Annotated in this window: 17 protein-coding genes; 14 read left to right on the top strand and 3 right to left on the bottom strand. The window is 69.5% G+C overall.

Annotated features, from left to right (window positions below; genetic code table 11):
- Positions 1-13: 13 nt before the first annotated feature.
- Complete coding sequence (locus DX116_RS19965; RefSeq protein WP_158591996.1) at positions 14-154, bottom strand: hypothetical protein; 141 nt, start codon at positions 152-154, stop codon at positions 14-16.
- Positions 155-206: 52 nt separating this feature from the next.
- Between DX116_RS19965 and DX116_RS13215 the strand changes: the two genes are divergently transcribed.
- From DX116_RS13215 to DX116_RS13200, 4 genes are read left to right on the top strand one after another with little or no spacing between them, the layout of a single operon-like run.
- Positions 207-1,139: a site-2 protease family protein gene (locus DX116_RS13215; protein WP_119704723.1), complete on the top strand. Its 933-nt coding sequence runs from the start codon at positions 207-209 to the stop codon at positions 1,137-1,139.
- Positions 1,136-2,026 (top strand): tRNA (adenine-N1)-methyltransferase, encoded by an 891-nt coding sequence (locus tag DX116_RS13210; RefSeq protein ID WP_119704722.1) that lies wholly within the window; start codon positions 1,136-1,138, stop codon positions 2,024-2,026. Before DX116_RS13215 ends, DX116_RS13210 begins: the two co-directional genes overlap by 4 nt.
- Positions 2,027-2,084: 58 nt before the next feature.
- A complete protein-coding gene (gene arc, locus DX116_RS13205) occupies positions 2,085-3,791 on the top strand; it encodes a proteasome ATPase (protein WP_119704721.1) in 1,707 nt (568 codons plus the stop codon).
- The gene (locus DX116_RS13200; RefSeq protein ID WP_119704720.1) at positions 3,792-4,271 is read left to right on the top strand and encodes a GNAT family N-acetyltransferase; all 480 of its coding nucleotides are present in this window, start codon (positions 3,792-3,794) and stop codon (positions 4,269-4,271) included.
- Here DX116_RS13200 and DX116_RS13195 read toward each other — a convergent pair.
- A complete protein-coding gene (locus DX116_RS13195; protein WP_158591995.1) occupies positions 4,258-5,133 on the bottom strand; it encodes a DMT family transporter in 876 nt (291 codons plus the stop codon). The two genes, DX116_RS13200 and DX116_RS13195, sit on opposite strands and share 14 nt — an antisense overlap.
- Positions 5,134-5,191: 58 nt before the next feature.
- Here DX116_RS13195 and DX116_RS13190 point away from each other — a divergent pair, with 58 nt between their 5' ends.
- The 5 genes from DX116_RS13190 to prcA are packed head-to-tail and all read left to right on the top strand — an operon-like array spanning position 5,192 to position 9,043.
- Complete coding sequence (locus tag DX116_RS13190; protein ID WP_158591994.1) at positions 5,192-5,773, top strand: TetR/AcrR family transcriptional regulator; 582 nt, start codon at positions 5,192-5,194, stop codon at positions 5,771-5,773.
- A 9-nt stretch (positions 5,774-5,782) separates the two neighbouring features.
- Positions 5,783-7,285, top strand: coding sequence for a depupylase/deamidase Dop (dop, locus tag DX116_RS13185; protein ID WP_119704717.1), 1,503 nt, complete (start codon positions 5,783-5,785; stop codon positions 7,283-7,285).
- 16 nt (positions 7,286-7,301) lie between these two features.
- On the top strand, positions 7,302-7,499 hold the full coding sequence (locus DX116_RS13180; RefSeq protein WP_119704716.1) for a ubiquitin-like protein Pup: 198 nt from the start codon (positions 7,302-7,304) through the stop codon (positions 7,497-7,499).
- A complete protein-coding gene (gene prcB, locus DX116_RS13175; RefSeq protein ID WP_119705627.1) occupies positions 7,499-8,320 on the top strand; it encodes a proteasome subunit beta in 822 nt (273 codons plus the stop codon). Before DX116_RS13180 ends, prcB begins: the two co-directional genes overlap by 1 nt.
- Positions 8,321-8,344: 24 nt before the next feature.
- A complete protein-coding gene (gene prcA, locus DX116_RS13170; RefSeq protein WP_119704715.1) occupies positions 8,345-9,043 on the top strand; it encodes a proteasome subunit alpha in 699 nt (232 codons plus the stop codon).
- Here the strand turns inward: prcA and DX116_RS13165 are convergent.
- The gene (locus tag DX116_RS13165; protein ID WP_119704714.1) at positions 9,040-9,621 is read right to left on the bottom strand and encodes a hypothetical protein; all 582 of its coding nucleotides are present in this window, start codon (positions 9,619-9,621) and stop codon (positions 9,040-9,042) included. The genes prcA and DX116_RS13165 overlap by 4 nt on opposite strands.
- 135 nt (positions 9,622-9,756) lie before the next feature.
- Here DX116_RS13165 and pafA point away from each other — a divergent pair, with 135 nt between their 5' ends.
- The 5 genes from pafA (at position 9,757) to tatA (ending at position 14,315) form a co-directional block, all read left to right on the top strand.
- Positions 9,757-11,118, top strand: a complete 1,362-nt coding sequence (gene pafA, locus DX116_RS13160; protein ID WP_119704713.1) for a Pup--protein ligase — start codon at positions 9,757-9,759, stop codon at positions 11,116-11,118.
- Positions 11,119-11,185: 67 nt separating this feature from the next.
- Positions 11,186-12,124 carry an FKBP-type peptidyl-prolyl cis-trans isomerase gene (locus tag DX116_RS13155; RefSeq protein ID WP_119704712.1) on the top strand — a complete coding sequence of 313 codons (939 nt, stop codon included), beginning with the start codon at positions 11,186-11,188 and terminating at the stop codon, positions 12,122-12,124.
- Positions 12,125-12,136: 12 nt separating this feature from the next.
- Positions 12,137-13,108, top strand: coding sequence for a helix-turn-helix transcriptional regulator (locus DX116_RS13150; RefSeq protein ID WP_119704711.1), 972 nt, complete (start codon positions 12,137-12,139; stop codon positions 13,106-13,108).
- A complete protein-coding gene (locus DX116_RS13145) occupies positions 13,105-14,079 on the top strand; it encodes a helix-turn-helix transcriptional regulator (protein ID WP_119704710.1) in 975 nt (324 codons plus the stop codon). The genes DX116_RS13150 and DX116_RS13145 overlap by 4 nt, the downstream gene beginning before the upstream one ends.
- Positions 14,079-14,315, top strand: a complete 237-nt coding sequence (tatA, locus tag DX116_RS13140) for a Sec-independent protein translocase subunit TatA (protein WP_119704709.1) — start codon at positions 14,079-14,081, stop codon at positions 14,313-14,315. Before DX116_RS13145 ends, tatA begins: the two co-directional genes overlap by 1 nt.
- Positions 14,316-14,330 lie beyond the last annotated feature (15 nt).

Raw genomic sequence — 14,330 nt, 5'->3', positions numbered from 1 at the left:
CGCCGACACGTCGTCAGGCGTACGGACCCGTGAACGGCGCCGGTGCGTCGGGATCGTCCGGCGCGCTGTCGAGGTTCGGGTCGGTCTCCTTGTGCTTCTGGTCGTCGTCGGGGTCCTTGGCGACCCGTGGGTCCTCGGACGGCATCTCGCTCATGCCGACAGTCTGCCCCGCATCCGCGTCGGCGGCGACCCGATAGGTTGACGCAGTGAGCTCCCAACGCCCTGGCACGTGGCGCATCGGCCGGGTCGTCGGCGTCGACGTCCTGATCAAGCCGTCATTGCTGCTGATGGGTGCCGCGCTGGTGCTGCTGTTCGCGCCTCGCTGGGAGGACCGGTCGGACGCCAGCCCGTACCTGCTGGCAACGATCTTCGTCATCGCCCTCTACGTGTCGGTGCTGGTGCACGAGATCGCCCACGTGCTGGCCGCGCGCGCCTACCGGATGCGGGTCGACTCGGTCACGCTGCACCTCCTCGGCGGTGAGACCGTCATCCAGGGGGAGAGCCGCACGCCGGTGCAAGAGCTCGTGACGGCCGTGGTCGGCCCCCTCGCGTCGCTGGCGATCGCCGCCGGCGCCTTCGCGGGCGTCGATGCCCTGGGCTACGGCACGACCGCCGACGTCGTGTGGTCGATCGCCTGGGTCAACCTGCTCGTGGCCGGCTTCAACATGCTGCCGGGCCTGCCGCTCGACGGCGGCCGCGTGTTCCGCGCGATCGTCTGGCAGGTCACGGGTCGCGAGGACGTCGGGGTGCGCATCGCCGCATGGATCGGACGCGCTGCGGCCGTCGCGGTCGTCGTGGTCGCGGTGCTCACCCGGGGCGACACCCGCGACACCACGATCAACCTGCTCATCGCCGCGCTCGTCGCCTGGTTCTTGTGGGAGGGCGCGAGCGACGCCCTGCGCAACGCCGGGCGCACCGCGCGCATCAACCAGCTGGTGGCCCGCGACATCGGGTTCACCGGCGCCACCCCGCCGCCAGGCGCGCCGAGACTCTCGGCCGACCTGCGCGGCTCCGACCTCCTCCGGGCCATGGCGGCGCACCCGGCGGAGGCGTACGCCCTCGTGGAGCAAGACGGCTCCGTGCTCGGTGTGCTCACGTCCCGCGCCGTCGACGAGACCTACAGAGCGAGCCGCCGATGACCTCCTACACCCGCAGTGGACCCCTCGTCGAAGGGGAGTGGGTCCGCCTGACCGATCCCAAGGGACGCCGGCACAACGTGCAGCTGGTGCCCGGCAAGGAGTTCTCCACCAAGAAGGGCCAGCTGCGCCACGACGACATGCTGGGCCAGCCCGAGGGCATCGTGATCCACTCGTCGATGGACCACCCGTACCAGGTTTTCAGGCCCCTGCTGTTCGAGTACGTCGTCTCGATGCCGCGCGGCGCGGCCATCATCTACCCCAAGGACGCGGCCCAGATCATCGTGCAGGCCGACATCTACCCCGGCGCACGAGTCGTCGAGGCCGGCGCCGGGTCGGGCGCGCTGACGTCGTACCTGCTGCGGGCCATCGGTCCGACCGGCACCCTCGGCTCGTACGAGCTGCGCGACGAGTTCGCCGACAACGTGCTGCGCAACGTCCACGAGGTCTCCGGCACCGACCTGCCGGGCTGGACGCTCACGGTCGGCGACCTCCGGGAGGTCGTCACCGAGACCGAGATCGACCGGCTGATCCTCGACATGGTCGACCCGTGGAGCTGCATCCCACTCGCCGCGGAGCGCCTGACGCCCGGCGGCATCGTGTGCGCCTACGTGGCCACGACGACGCAGCTCTCGCGGTTCGTCGAGACGGTTCGCGAGCACGGAGGGTTCACCGAGCCGCGAGCGTGGGAGACGCTCGAGCGCGAGTGGCACCTCGAGGGGCTCGCGGTGCGGCCTCAGCACTCGATGAACGGCCACACCGCCTTCCTCGTCACGGCACGCCGCATGGCTCCGGGTCATCACTCGATGGGCACCTCGCGGCGTCCGGCGCCCGGTGCGTACGGCCCCGACTACACGGGACCGCGTCCGTTCGGCCACGACGAGGCCTAGATCACGTCACGAGGTGGCGGCGACGGGTAGGGTCGTCGATACGAGCAGGAGGTGGCGGATGAGCGACAACGGACCCGATCAGGAGATCGCTTACTTGCGTGCGGAGGTGGAGCACCTGCGGCGCCGTCTGGGCACCGAGCGGTCCACCGACTCCCGCCTGAGCGAGCTCGAGGCGAAGCTGACGGCGACGAGCGGCCAGAACGAGCGGCTCACCTCGACGCTGCGCGAGGCGCGCGACCAGATCGTCACGCTGAAGGAAGAGGTCGACCGCCTCGCCCAGCCGCCCACCGGCTTCGGCACCTTCCTGCAGCGCAACGACGACGAGTCCGTCGACGTCTTCACGGGCGGGCGCAAGCTGCGCGTCAACGTCAGCCCCAGCGTCGACAAGGACGCCCTGCGCCGCGGCCAGGAGGTCATCCTCAACGAGGCGATGAACGTCGTCCTGGCGCTCGAGTTCGAGCAGACGGGCGAGGTCGTGTCGCTCAAGGAGATCCTGGCCGACGGCGAGCGCGCCCTCGTGATGGGCAATGCCGACGAGGAGCGCGTCGTGCGCTTGGCCGAGCCGCTGATCGGGCTCAAGATCCGTCCCGGCGACTCGCTGCTGCTCGACGGACGGTCCGGATACGTCTACGAGCGCGTCCCGAAGTCCGAGGTCGAGGAGCTCGTCCTCGAAGAGGTGCCCGACATCGACTACGAGTCGATCGGCGGCCTCCGCAACCAGATCGAGTCGATCCGCGATGCGGTCGAGCTGCCCTACCTGCACCCCGAGATCTTCATCGAGCACGAGCTCAAGCCGCCCAAGGGCGTGCTGCTGTACGGCCCGCCCGGCTGCGGCAAGACCATGATCGCCAAGGCGGTCGCCGCGTCGCTGGCCAAGAAGGTCTCCGAGCGCACGGGCGAGGAGGGGCGCTCGTTCTTCCTCAACATCAAGGGCCCCGAGCTGCTCAACAAGTACGTCGGCGAGACCGAGCGGCACATCCGTCTGGTGTTCCAGCGCGCCCGCGAGAAGGCCAGCGAGGGCACCCCGGTCATCGTCTTCTTCGACGAGATGGACTCGCTGTTCCGCACCCGCGGCTCAGGCGTGTCGTCCGACGTCGAGAACACGATCGTTCCGCAGCTGCTCAGCGAGATCGACGGGGTCGAGGGGCTCGAGAACGTCCTGGTCATCGGCGCCTCCAACCGCGAGGACATGATCGACCCGGCGATCCTGCGTCCGGGACGTCTCGACGTCAAGATCAAGATCGAGCGCCCCGACGCCGAGTCGGCCCGCGACATCTTCAGCAAGTACCTGACCGCAGGTCTTCCCCTGCACGCCGACGATCTGGCCGAGTGGGGCGGTGACCGTCAGGCCTGCGTCAGCGGCATGATCCAGCGCACCGTCGAGCGGATGTACACCGAGTCCGAGGACAACCAGTTCCTCGAGGTCACGTACGCCAACGGCGACAAGGAGGTCCTGTACTTCAAGGACTTCAACTCCGGCGCCATGATCCAGAACATCGTCGACCGTGCCAAGAAGATGGCGATCAAGGACCTCCTCGAGCACCAGCAGCGTGGTCTGCGCATCCAGCACATGCTGCAGGCGTGCCTCGACGAGTTCAAGGAGAACGAGGACCTGCCCAACACGACCAATCCCGACGACTGGGCGCGCATCTCCGGCAAGAAGGGCGAGCGGATCGTGTTCATCCGCACGCTCATCTCGGGCAAGAGCGGCAACGAGCCCGGCCGGTCGATCGACACGGTCGCCAACACGGGGCAGTACTTGTAGATGCGCGGGTTCGACCTCCGGGTCGTCTCGTACGCGATCGACGACGCCCAGCTGCTGACGGCCGAGGTGCAGGCCGAGTACGCGCGACGGTACGGCGGCGACGGCGACATCTCGCCGATCGACCTGCACCAGTTCGACGCGCCCGGCGGGCACTTCGTGATGGCCTACGTCGACGACGTGCCGGCTGCGATGGGCGGGTGGCGCCGCGGTGGTCCGGCGGGGGAGTCCGACGCCGAGATCAAGCGGATGTTCGTTCGCCCGGCCTTCGCCCGCCGCGGGCTGGCCCGCGCGATCCTGGCCGAGCTCGAGCGCACCGCGGCCGCGGCCGGCATCACCCGGCTGGTGCTCGAGACCGGCACCGCGCAGCCCGAGGCCATCGCCCTCTACGAGTCGTCGGGCTACGCGACCATCCCGGCGTTCGGCTTCTACGCCGACTACGACGACAGCGTGCACCTGGCGAAGCCGCTCATGCCTGCCTGACCGGACGGAGCGCGAGCGCCACGCCGGCCGCGCACACCGCGAGACCCGCCAGGCCCAGCGCGCCGATCGGGTCGCCGAACATCCATCCCGCCCACACCATGGTGGAGGGCGGGGTCAGGTACAGCCAGGTGCTGGCCCGCGTCGCACCGTCCCGGCGGGCGACGTGGAGGTACGCCCCGTACCCGCCGAAGCTCGACAGGACGACCACCCAGGCGATCGCCCACCAGAAGCCGGGCTCCGCCGGAGCGTCAGCAGTGCCTTGCAGGCCGGCGACGACCCAGAACACCGTCGCCGCCGTCACGGTCTGGATCGCCAGCGACACCACCACGGACTCCTCAGGCTGCCAGTGCTGCTGGAGGACCGTGCCGGCCGAGAGCGCGAGCATGCCGCCGGCCGGGAGGAGGTAGACCCACCAGGCCGCGCCGCCCCCGGCGAGGTCGCCGCCGACGACCAGCGCCACCCCGCACAGCCCCGTCGCGAGCCCGACGAGCTGACCGAGGCGTGTCCTCTCGCCCAGCACCAGGGCAGCCAGCGCCACCACGGCCAGCGGCTGGAGCGAGGCGATGAGCGAGGACGTCCCCGCGGTCGCCCCCAGGCCGACCCCGGTCACGACCAGGCCTAGGTACCCCGCCTGCACCAGCATGCCGAGCACGACCTGGCGGGCGATGGCCGACCGAGTGATGCGCTCGCGGCGCCACACGCACCAGGCGACCAGGAGCGCCGCCGCGACGAGGTACCGCCACGCCAGCAGCGTCGACGCCGGCGCCTCGCGGGTGCCCAGCTCGGCACCGACGAATCCCGAGCTCCAGAGCACGACCAGTGCGGCGGGTGCGAGGACGTCCGCACGGGATGACAGGCTCATGCCGCGACGTAACCATACCGGTCGGTATACTCGCAGTGTAGATTTGGAGGTATTCCCGATGACGGCCATCACACCGCCCCGCATGACACCCACCGCCGTGCGCATCCTCGACACCGCGGAGGTCCTGTTCTACCTGCACGGTCTGCGCGCCGTCGGCGTCGAGCGCATCGCCGAGGAGGCCGAGACCACCAAGAAGACGATCTACGACCGCTTCGGGTCCAAGGACGGCCTCATCACCGCCTACCTGGCGCAGAGGCGCGACCGGTGGCACGCCTACGCCCTAGCCTTCGTCGACCGGCACGAGCCCGACCCCGGGGCGGCACGGGTGCTGGCCCTGCTGCGGGCCCTCGACAGCTGGATGGACGACAACGCCCGCGGCTGCGGCTTCGTGAACGCCTACGCCGAGCTCGCGGGCACCGGGCACGCCGGCCTGTCGATCATCGCCGACGAGAAGCAGTGGACCCGCGACTACTACGTCGAGCTGCTCACCGAGGCCGGGATCGCCGACCCGCAGCGCCGCGGTCGAGAGCTGGCCCTCGTCCACGAGGGGGTCGTGGTGCAGCTGACGGCCGGAGCCCAGCCGCACGCCATGGCCGACGCCCGGTCGTTGGCCGGGCGGATCGTCGGGCCCTGGCCGTAGGGTGGCGCCATGACAGTTCGCCGCGTGCAGGGCAGCGAGGTCGAGTACGGCATCGCCGTGCAGGGACAGCCCAACGCCAATCCGATGGTCGCCTCGACGCACGTCGTCAACGCCTACGCGGCGGCGCACGGGCTGACCCGCCGTGCTCGGTGGGACTTCGAGGAGGAGAGCCCGCTGCGCGACGCCCGCGGCTTCGACCTGAGCCGCGAGGCGGCCGATCCGTCGCAGCTGACCGACGACGACATGGGCCTGGCCAACATCATCCTCACCAACGGCGCCAGGCTCTACGTCGACCACGCGCACCCCGAGTACTCGAGCCCCGAGGTCACCAGCCCGCTCGACGTCGTGCTGTGGGAGAAGGCCGGCGAGGACGTCATGCGCCGCGGCGCCGAGCTAGCGGCGCAGATCCCCGGCACGCAGCCGATCGTGCTCTACAAGAACAACGTCGACAACAAGGGCGCCTCGTACGGCTCGCACGAGAACTACCTCATGCGTCGCGACGTCCCCTTCGACCAGATCGTCGAGCACCTCACCCCCTTCTTCGCGACGCGTCAGGTCTTCACGGGCGCCGGCCGGGTCGGGCAGAAGCAGGACGGCAGCGTGCATGCCTTCCAGATCAGCCAGCGAGCCGACTACTTCGAGGTGGGCGTCGGCCTCGAGACGACCCTCAAGCGTCCCATCATCAACACGCGCGACGAGCCGCACGCCGATCCCAAGAAGTACCGGCGCCTGCACGTCATCATCGGCGACGCCAACTGCTCCGAGATCGCGATCTACCTCAAGCACGGCACGACGTCGCTCGTGCTGGCCATGATCGAGGCGGGTTTCATCACCGGCAGCCTCGAGCTGGCGCGCCCCGTGCGCGCCGTCCACGACATCTCGCACGACCCCACGCTGACCCAGCGCGTCGAGCTCGCCGACGGCCGCAGCCTCACGGCCCTCGAGGTGCAGCGCGAGTACCTCGAGCTCGCGAAGGCGTTCGTCGCCCAGCAGGGCTCCGACGAGCAGACCGACGACGTCCTGCGGCGCTGGGAGAGCGTGCTCGACCGGCTCGCCCGCGACCCCATGGAGTGCGTCCGCGAGCTCGACTGGGTCGCCAAGCTGGCTCTGCTCGAGCGCTACCGCGAGCGCGACTCCCTCGACTGGGACCACGCCAAGCTGCACCTCGTCGACCTGCAGTACCACGACATCCGGTTGCACAAGGGGCTCTACCACCAGCTCGTCCGCACGGGCCGGATCGACCGCCTGTTCACCGACGAGCAGATCGCGGCTGCTGTCACCGATCCGCCGCACGACACCCGCGCGTACTTCCGCGGCATGTGCCTCGCCCGCTTCAGCGGCGACATCGCCGCAGCCTCGTGGGACTCGGTGATCTTCGACCTGCCCGGGCGCGACTCGCTGCAGCGCATCCCCACCATGGAGCCGCTGCGGGGCACGGCCGAGCACGTCGGCGCGCTGTTCGAGTCCAGCGCGACAGCAGCAGAGCTGTTCACCGCGATCACTGGACGCTAAGGGCTAGGGTTGAGACATGTCTGAGCAGCAGCACAAGAGCACCCGCAAGCCGTCCGAGGCCGACGACGAGCAGGTCGAGACCACGGGCGTCGACGCCGAGGCCAAGGCCAAGCTCGACGACGACGTCGACTCGATCCTCGACGAGATCGACGACGTGCTCGAGGAGAACGCCGAGGAGTTCGTCCGCAGCTTCGTGCAGAAGGGCGGACAGTGATGCTGCCGGAGGGCACCCGCCTGACCGGTTCGTCCTCGTTCGCCGACTACCTCGCCACCACGGCCCCCGAGCTGATGCCCGGAGCCGCCTCGCGCGCCGGGGGAGCCCACGGTGACCTGGCACCCCACGCCACGACGATCGTCTCGGCGACGTTCGACGGTGGCGTCATCATGGCCGGCGACCGCCGAGCCACGATGGGCAACGTCATCGCCCAGCGCGACATCGAGAAGGTCTTCCCGGCCGACGAGTACTCGTGCATCGGCATCGCCGGCAGCGCGGGTCTGGCCATCGAGATGGTGCGGCTGTTCCAGGTCGAGCTCGAGCACTACGAGAAGATCGAGGGCACGGTGCTCTCGGCCGACGGCAAGGCCAACCGCCTGGCCGCGCTCATCCGCGGCAACCTGGGCCTGGCCATGCAGGGCCTGGCCGTCGTGCCGCTGTTCGCCAGCTTCGACCTCGAGACCCAGCAGGGCCGCATCTTCTCGTACGACGTCACGGGTGGGCGCTACGAGGAGCACAGCGGGTTCCACACCGTCGGGTCGGGCTCGGTCTTCGCACGCGGCTCGCTCAAGAAGCTCTACAGCCGCGGCCTCACCGAGGGCGACTGCGTCACCGCCGCCATCCAGGCGCTCTACGACGCCGCCGACGACGACTCGGCCACCGGCGGCCCCGACCTGACGCGGCGCATCTTCCCCGTCGTGTCGGTCGTGACGGCCGACGGCTACCGGCGCCTGGCCGACGACGAGGTCGGCGCGATCGCCGACGACGTCATCGGCAGCCGCCTCCAGCGTCCCGACGGCCCGTCCGCCCCCCTGAACTAGCCCCTCTCAACCAGGAGTCCTGCGATGACCCAGCAGTTCTACGTCTCGCCCGAGCAGCTCATGAAGGACCGGGCCGACTTCGCCCGCAAGGGCATCACGCGCGGTCGCAGCGTCGCCGTCATCCACTACGCCGACGGCATCCTGTTCGTCGCCGAGAACCCGTCGCAGGCGCTGCACAAGATCAGCGAGATCTACGACCGCATCGGCTTCGCGGCGGTCGGCCGCTACAACGAGTTCGAGAACCTGCGCATCGCCGGCGTGCGGCTGGCCGACATGCGCGGCTACGCCTACGACCGGCGCGACGTCACGGCCCGCGGGCTCGCCAACGCGTACGCGCAGACGCTCGGCACGATCTTCTCGTCGGGCGGTGAGAAGCCCTACGAGGTCGAGATCTTCGTCGGCGAGCTCGGCGACGACGCCTCGCACGACCAGGTCTACCGCCTCATGTACGACGGGTCGGTCGCCGACGTGCAGGGCTTCGGCGTCATGGGCGGCCAGAGCGAGCAGGTCGAGGCCTACCTCGGCGAGCACTTCGCGCCGGGGCTCGACCTCGCGTCGGCGATCCGCATCGCCGTCACGGCGCTGGGCCAGGACACCGACCCGGCCCGCACCGTCGAGGCATCCGCCCTCGAGATCGCCACGCTGTCTCGCTCGCGCCCGCAGCCGCGCAAGTTCAAGCGGCTGACCGACGCCGACGTGCGGGCGGCCCTGGGGTCGGCCTAGGTCACGGGCAGCCGGACCCGCCCGTACGCGATCCAGGCCTCTCCGCCGCGACGGACGAGCGTGAACTCGCCGCGGCCGACGCTGGCAGGGGCGACAGCCGGCCACGGTCGATCGACGCGGACGAAGCGGCGACCGTCTCCTCGGAACAGTGCGATGCTCACCGTGGCGGGGTCGTACTGGGGCTGCGTCGCGAGGAGGTACGGACGACCGTCAATGACGAACCGATGTGCGTCGGGCTCGTCCTCGAGGTACAGGCCCGCGACGAGGCTGACGACCGCGACGAAGGGGATGCCGGCCAACCAGGCGATGCCCATCATGAACGCACCGAGCACCTGCAGCACGGGATGCTGCCAGTGGTACATGACTCGCGTGATGCCCACCGTCACGCCGAGCCAGCACGACACGGCAGCCACCGCGGGCAGCACGATGCGAATCTCGTCGGCCTGCACCGGCCCCACCATGACGATGACGTCGGGCGACGCGTCGACCGCGAGCAAGCAGAGAGCCGACCCGACGCACGCGATGGGGACGGCGACGGTCAGCAACAGCACCCACGGCGGGCGGACGGAGCGAGTCATGCGCGACCTCCTGGCTCTCCCGACGAGCCTGGCGGTCGCCGAGGGCCTGCCGCATCGTCCTCAGGTGCCGCCGACACGACACAGGTACCGATCGGTTGGTCCGCGCTGTCACGGTCCGCGGTCTATCGTTACGTCATGGACCGGCGGATCTTCGGCATAGAGAACGAGTACGGCGTCACCTGCTCGTTCAAGGGCCAGCGCCGCCTGTCGCCCGACGAGGTCGCGCGATACCTGTTCCGGCGGGTCGTGTCGTGGGGCCGCAGCAGCAATGTCTTCCTGCGCAACGGTGCGCGGCTCTACCTCGACGTCGGCAGCCACCCCGAGTACGCGACGCCCGAGTGCGACGACCTCGTCGACCTGGTGACCCACGACCGAGCGGGGGAGCGCATCCTCGAGGGCCTCATGATCGACGCCCAGAAGCGGCTCGCCGACGACGGCGTCGAGGGCGACATCTACCTGTTCAAGAACAACACCGACTCCGCCGGCAACTCCTACGGCTGCCACGAGAACTACCTGGTGAGCCGTCAGGGCGAGTTCAGCCGCCTCGCCGACGTCCTCATCCCGTTCCTGGTGACCCGCCAGATCATCTGCGGAGCGGGCAAGATCCAGCAGACCCCGCGGGGCACGATCTTCTCGGTCAGCCAGCGCGCCGAGCACATCTGGGAGGGCGTCTCGAGCGCCACCACGCGATCGCGCCCGATCATCAACACGCGCGACGAGCCGCACGCCGACGCCGAGCGCTTCCGCCGGCTGCACGTCATCGTCGGTGACTCCAACATGAGCGAGACCACCACCCTGCTGAAGGTCGCCACGACCGACCTGGTGCTGCGGATGATCGAGGCCGGCGTCTCGATGCGCGACATGACCCTCGACAACCCCATCCGTGCCATCCGCGAGATCGCCCACGACATGACCGGCCGGCGCAAGGTCCAGCTCGCCAACGGGCGCGAGCTGTCGGCCCTCGAGATCCAGGCCGAGTACTTCGCCAAGGCCGCCGACTTCGTCGACAAGAACGGCCTGCACACACCGACGATCAACCGGACGCTCGACCTGTGGGAGCGCACGCTGAAGGCCGTCGAGTCCGAGGACCTGTCGCTGGTCGAGCGCGAGATCGACTGGGTCATCAAGTACAAGCTGCTCGACCGCTACCGCGCCAAGAACGACCTGACCTGGAGCGACCCGCGCATCGCCCAGCTCGACCTGGCGTACCACGACATCCGGCGCGACCGCGGCATCTTCTACCTGCTCGAGAACAAGGGAGCCGTCGCACGCGTCACCAACGACCTCGACGTCTTCGCGGCCAAGTCGGTGCCGCCCCAGACCACCAGGGCGCGGCTCCGCGGCGACTTCATCAAGCGGGCGCAGGAGCGCCGCCGCGACTTCACGGTCGACTGGGTGCACCTCAAGCTCAACGACCAGGCCCAGCGGACGGTGCTGTGCAAGGACCCGTTCCGGTCGCACGACGAGCGGGTGCAGCGCCTGATCGACGGCATGTAGACCGACCCTTGGCAGGTGTCGATACGCTGAACGGCGTTCTGTCGCCTCACCACCGAAGGTCGTACACGTGCGTCGAATCCTGCTGGTATCCGCGGCTGCCCTCCTCGTCCTGGCCGGCTGCGGCGACAGTGACAGCGGTGGCGGCAAGGCCTCCGGCGACCTGGACTCGATCTCGGTCAACGGCGCGGCCAAGCCGAAGGTCAGCGTCGGCGAGGGGTTCTCGGTCGCCAAGACCGTCAGCAAGGTGCTGAAGAACGGCGACGGCGACAAGGTCGTGGCCGGTGACGCCGTCAAGGTCAACTACGTCGCCGTCAACGGGCGCACCGGCAAGCAGTTCGACAGCTCCTTCTCGACGGGCACCCCCTTCACGGTCGACCTCACCGAGGGCAGCATCCTTCCGGGGTTCATCAAGGGTCTCGAGGGACGCACGCTCGGCTCTCGCGTGCTGGTGGCCATCTCGCCCGAGGACGGGTTCGGGCAGGCGCAGAAGCAGATGGACATCAAGAAGGACGACACGCTGGTCTTCATGTTCGACCTCGTCTCGAAGGTCCCCACCGAGGCCTCCGGCACGGCGGTCCCGCTCCCGAAGGACCTGCCCAAGATCACGTACGACGCCGACGGGCACCCCAGCGGCTTCAAGAAGACCTCGACCACCAAGGCCAAGCAGACCGAGCCCAGCGCCCACGTGGTCGTCCAGGGCGACGGTCCGGCCATCGCCAAGGGCCAGTCGGTGCGGTTCGAGTACGTCGGCCAGGTCTATCCCGCGGGCACGACGTTCGACGAGTCGTGGAGCAAGACCCAGCCGTTCGTGCCGCCGATCGGCACCGGCAAGCTCATCCCGTGCTGGGACCAGCTCATCCCGGGCCAGAAGATCGGCAGCCGCGTGGTGCTGGTGTGCCCCTCGAAGGTGGCCTACGGCGACGAGCCGAACGACCCCAACCGCAGCCCGGACATCAAGGCCGGCGACACGCTCATCTTCGCAATCGACTTGCTCGACGCTTCCTGACATCCTCCTCCTATGGCCGAACGCAAGACCGAGAGGTTGATGAACCTCATCTTCGCGTTGCTGGTCAGTCGCCAGTACCTCACGAAGGACCAGATCCGCGAGTCGATCGCCGACTACCGCGAGTCGACGCCCCAGGCGTTCGACCGCAAGTTCGAACGTGACAAGGAAGAGCTGCGCGAGCTGGGCATCAACGTCGAGACGGGTCAGAACGACAAGTACTTCAACGACGAGCCGGGTTATCGCATCCGCCGCGACGAGGCCGAGCTGCCCGATCTCGAGCTGTCCCGCGAGGAGGCGGCCGTCATCGGCCTGGCGACCCAGGTCTGGGAGCACGCCGGCCTGGCCAGCGAGTCGGCCACCGCACTGGTCAAGCTCAAGGCCATCGGGGTCGACGTCGACACCAGCGTCCTGCGCATGGCCGAGCCCCGCCTCTCGACCGACGAGCCGTCGTTCGACGCCATGTGGGACGCCGTCACGCGGCGCGTGCCGATCTCGTTCGTCTACGCGCGTCCCGGACGCGAGCCGATGCAGCGGCACCTGCAACCGTGGGGGATCATCTCCTGGCACGACCGCTGGTACGTGGGCGGATTCGACCTCGACCGCGACGAGCCCCGCATCTTCCGCCTGTCGCGGGTCGTCGGCGAGGTGACGACCGAGGGCGACGCAGGCTCCTACGAGATCCCCGAGGGAACCGACATGAAGGACGTCGCGCGCGAGCTGTTCCCGCCCGAGCCCGCAGAGGCCGCGGTGCTGCGCATCCGGCAGGCCCGCGGCCACTCGCTGCGACGCATCGCCCAGAGGGTCACCCCGCTGGGCGACGGCGTCGACGAGGTCGAGATCCGGTACTCGTCGCGCTGGGAGCTGGCCTCCGAGGTGGCCTCGTACGGCCCCGACGTGGTGGTCGTCTCCCCGCCGGACGTGCGCGACGCCGTCGTGCAACGGCTGACCGCTGCCGTCACCGGCAGCCTGGAGCCCACGTCGTGAGCAGGTCGCGGCAGCAGGTCGTCCGCATGCTGGCACTCGTGCCCTACCTGCAGGGCAACGACGGCATCCCCGTCAACGAGGTCGCCGCCGAGTTCGGCGTCAGCCCCAAGGTCATCCGAGACGACCTGCGGCTGCTGATGTACACCGGCACGGGGGAGTACGCCGGCGAGCTCATCGACTTCGACCTCACGGCCCTCGAGCGCGACGGCATCGTGCACATCCGCGACGCGGAGTTCATGGACCGCCCGCTGCGCATCAGCGCGCGCGAGGGCGTCGCCCTGATCGTGGCGCTGCGCACGCTGCGCGCCTCGGCCAGCGGTCTCGAGCTGACCGTGATCGACAGCGCCCTGGCCAAGCTGGAGAGCGCGGTCGGCGACACGGCCTCGCCCGCCGTCGACGTGCTGGTCGACGAGGTCGACCCGGCAATCCACGGCACGATCGTCGAGGCGCTCACGGGCCGCAAGCGGCTCGCCCTGACCTACGCGACGGTCTCGCGCGACGAGCAGACCGACCGCGACGTCGACCCACGCCGGCTGTTCACCGAGCAGGGCAAGCTCTACCTCGAGGCGTGGTGCCTCAAGGCCGAGGACCTGCGCTTCTTCCGGCTCGACCGCATCGTCTCGGCCGAGGTGCTGGCGATCGACGCCGAGGAGCACGACGCCGCGCAGCGCGACCTGTCCGACGGCATCTTCACGGTGGGGGAGCAGACGCCGTTCGTCGTCGTCGACCTGCACCCACGGGCGCACTGGCTGACCGAGTACTACCAGGTCGACCTGGTCTCCCAGGGCGACGACGGGGTGTGGCGCGCCAAGATCTACGGAGCCGACTGGTCGTGGCTGCGGCGCCTCGTGCTCCGCAACGCCGGCTCGGTCTCGGTGATCGAGCCCGCCGCCCTGCGCGAGCAGGTGGTTGACGACGCTCGGCTGGCCCTCAAGGCGTACGATGACCATGTCGTCTACGAGGAGTCATGATGTTCCGTCAGATCGGTCCCACAGAGATCCTGATCATCCTGGGTGTCGTCCTCCTGCTGTTCGGGGGCAAGAAGCTCCCCGAGCTCGCTCGCGGATCGGGCAAGGCCCTGCGCATCTTCAAGTCCGAGGTCAAGGCCATGAACGACGACGACGATGACGAGACCAAGCCGGCCAAGCCCGCGTCGCTCCAGACCGTCGAGGCCGCCGAGCTGGACGAGAAGCGCGAACAGGGCTGACGCTTGGCGCTGAGA

The organism is Aeromicrobium endophyticum, from assembly GCF_003586285.1.
GTDB classification, from domain to species: Bacteria; Actinomycetota; Actinomycetes; order Propionibacteriales; family Nocardioidaceae; genus Aeromicrobium; species Aeromicrobium endophyticum.
Note: the sequence above shows the minus strand (reverse complement) of the source record. Positions and strands in the feature narration are given on the sequence as shown.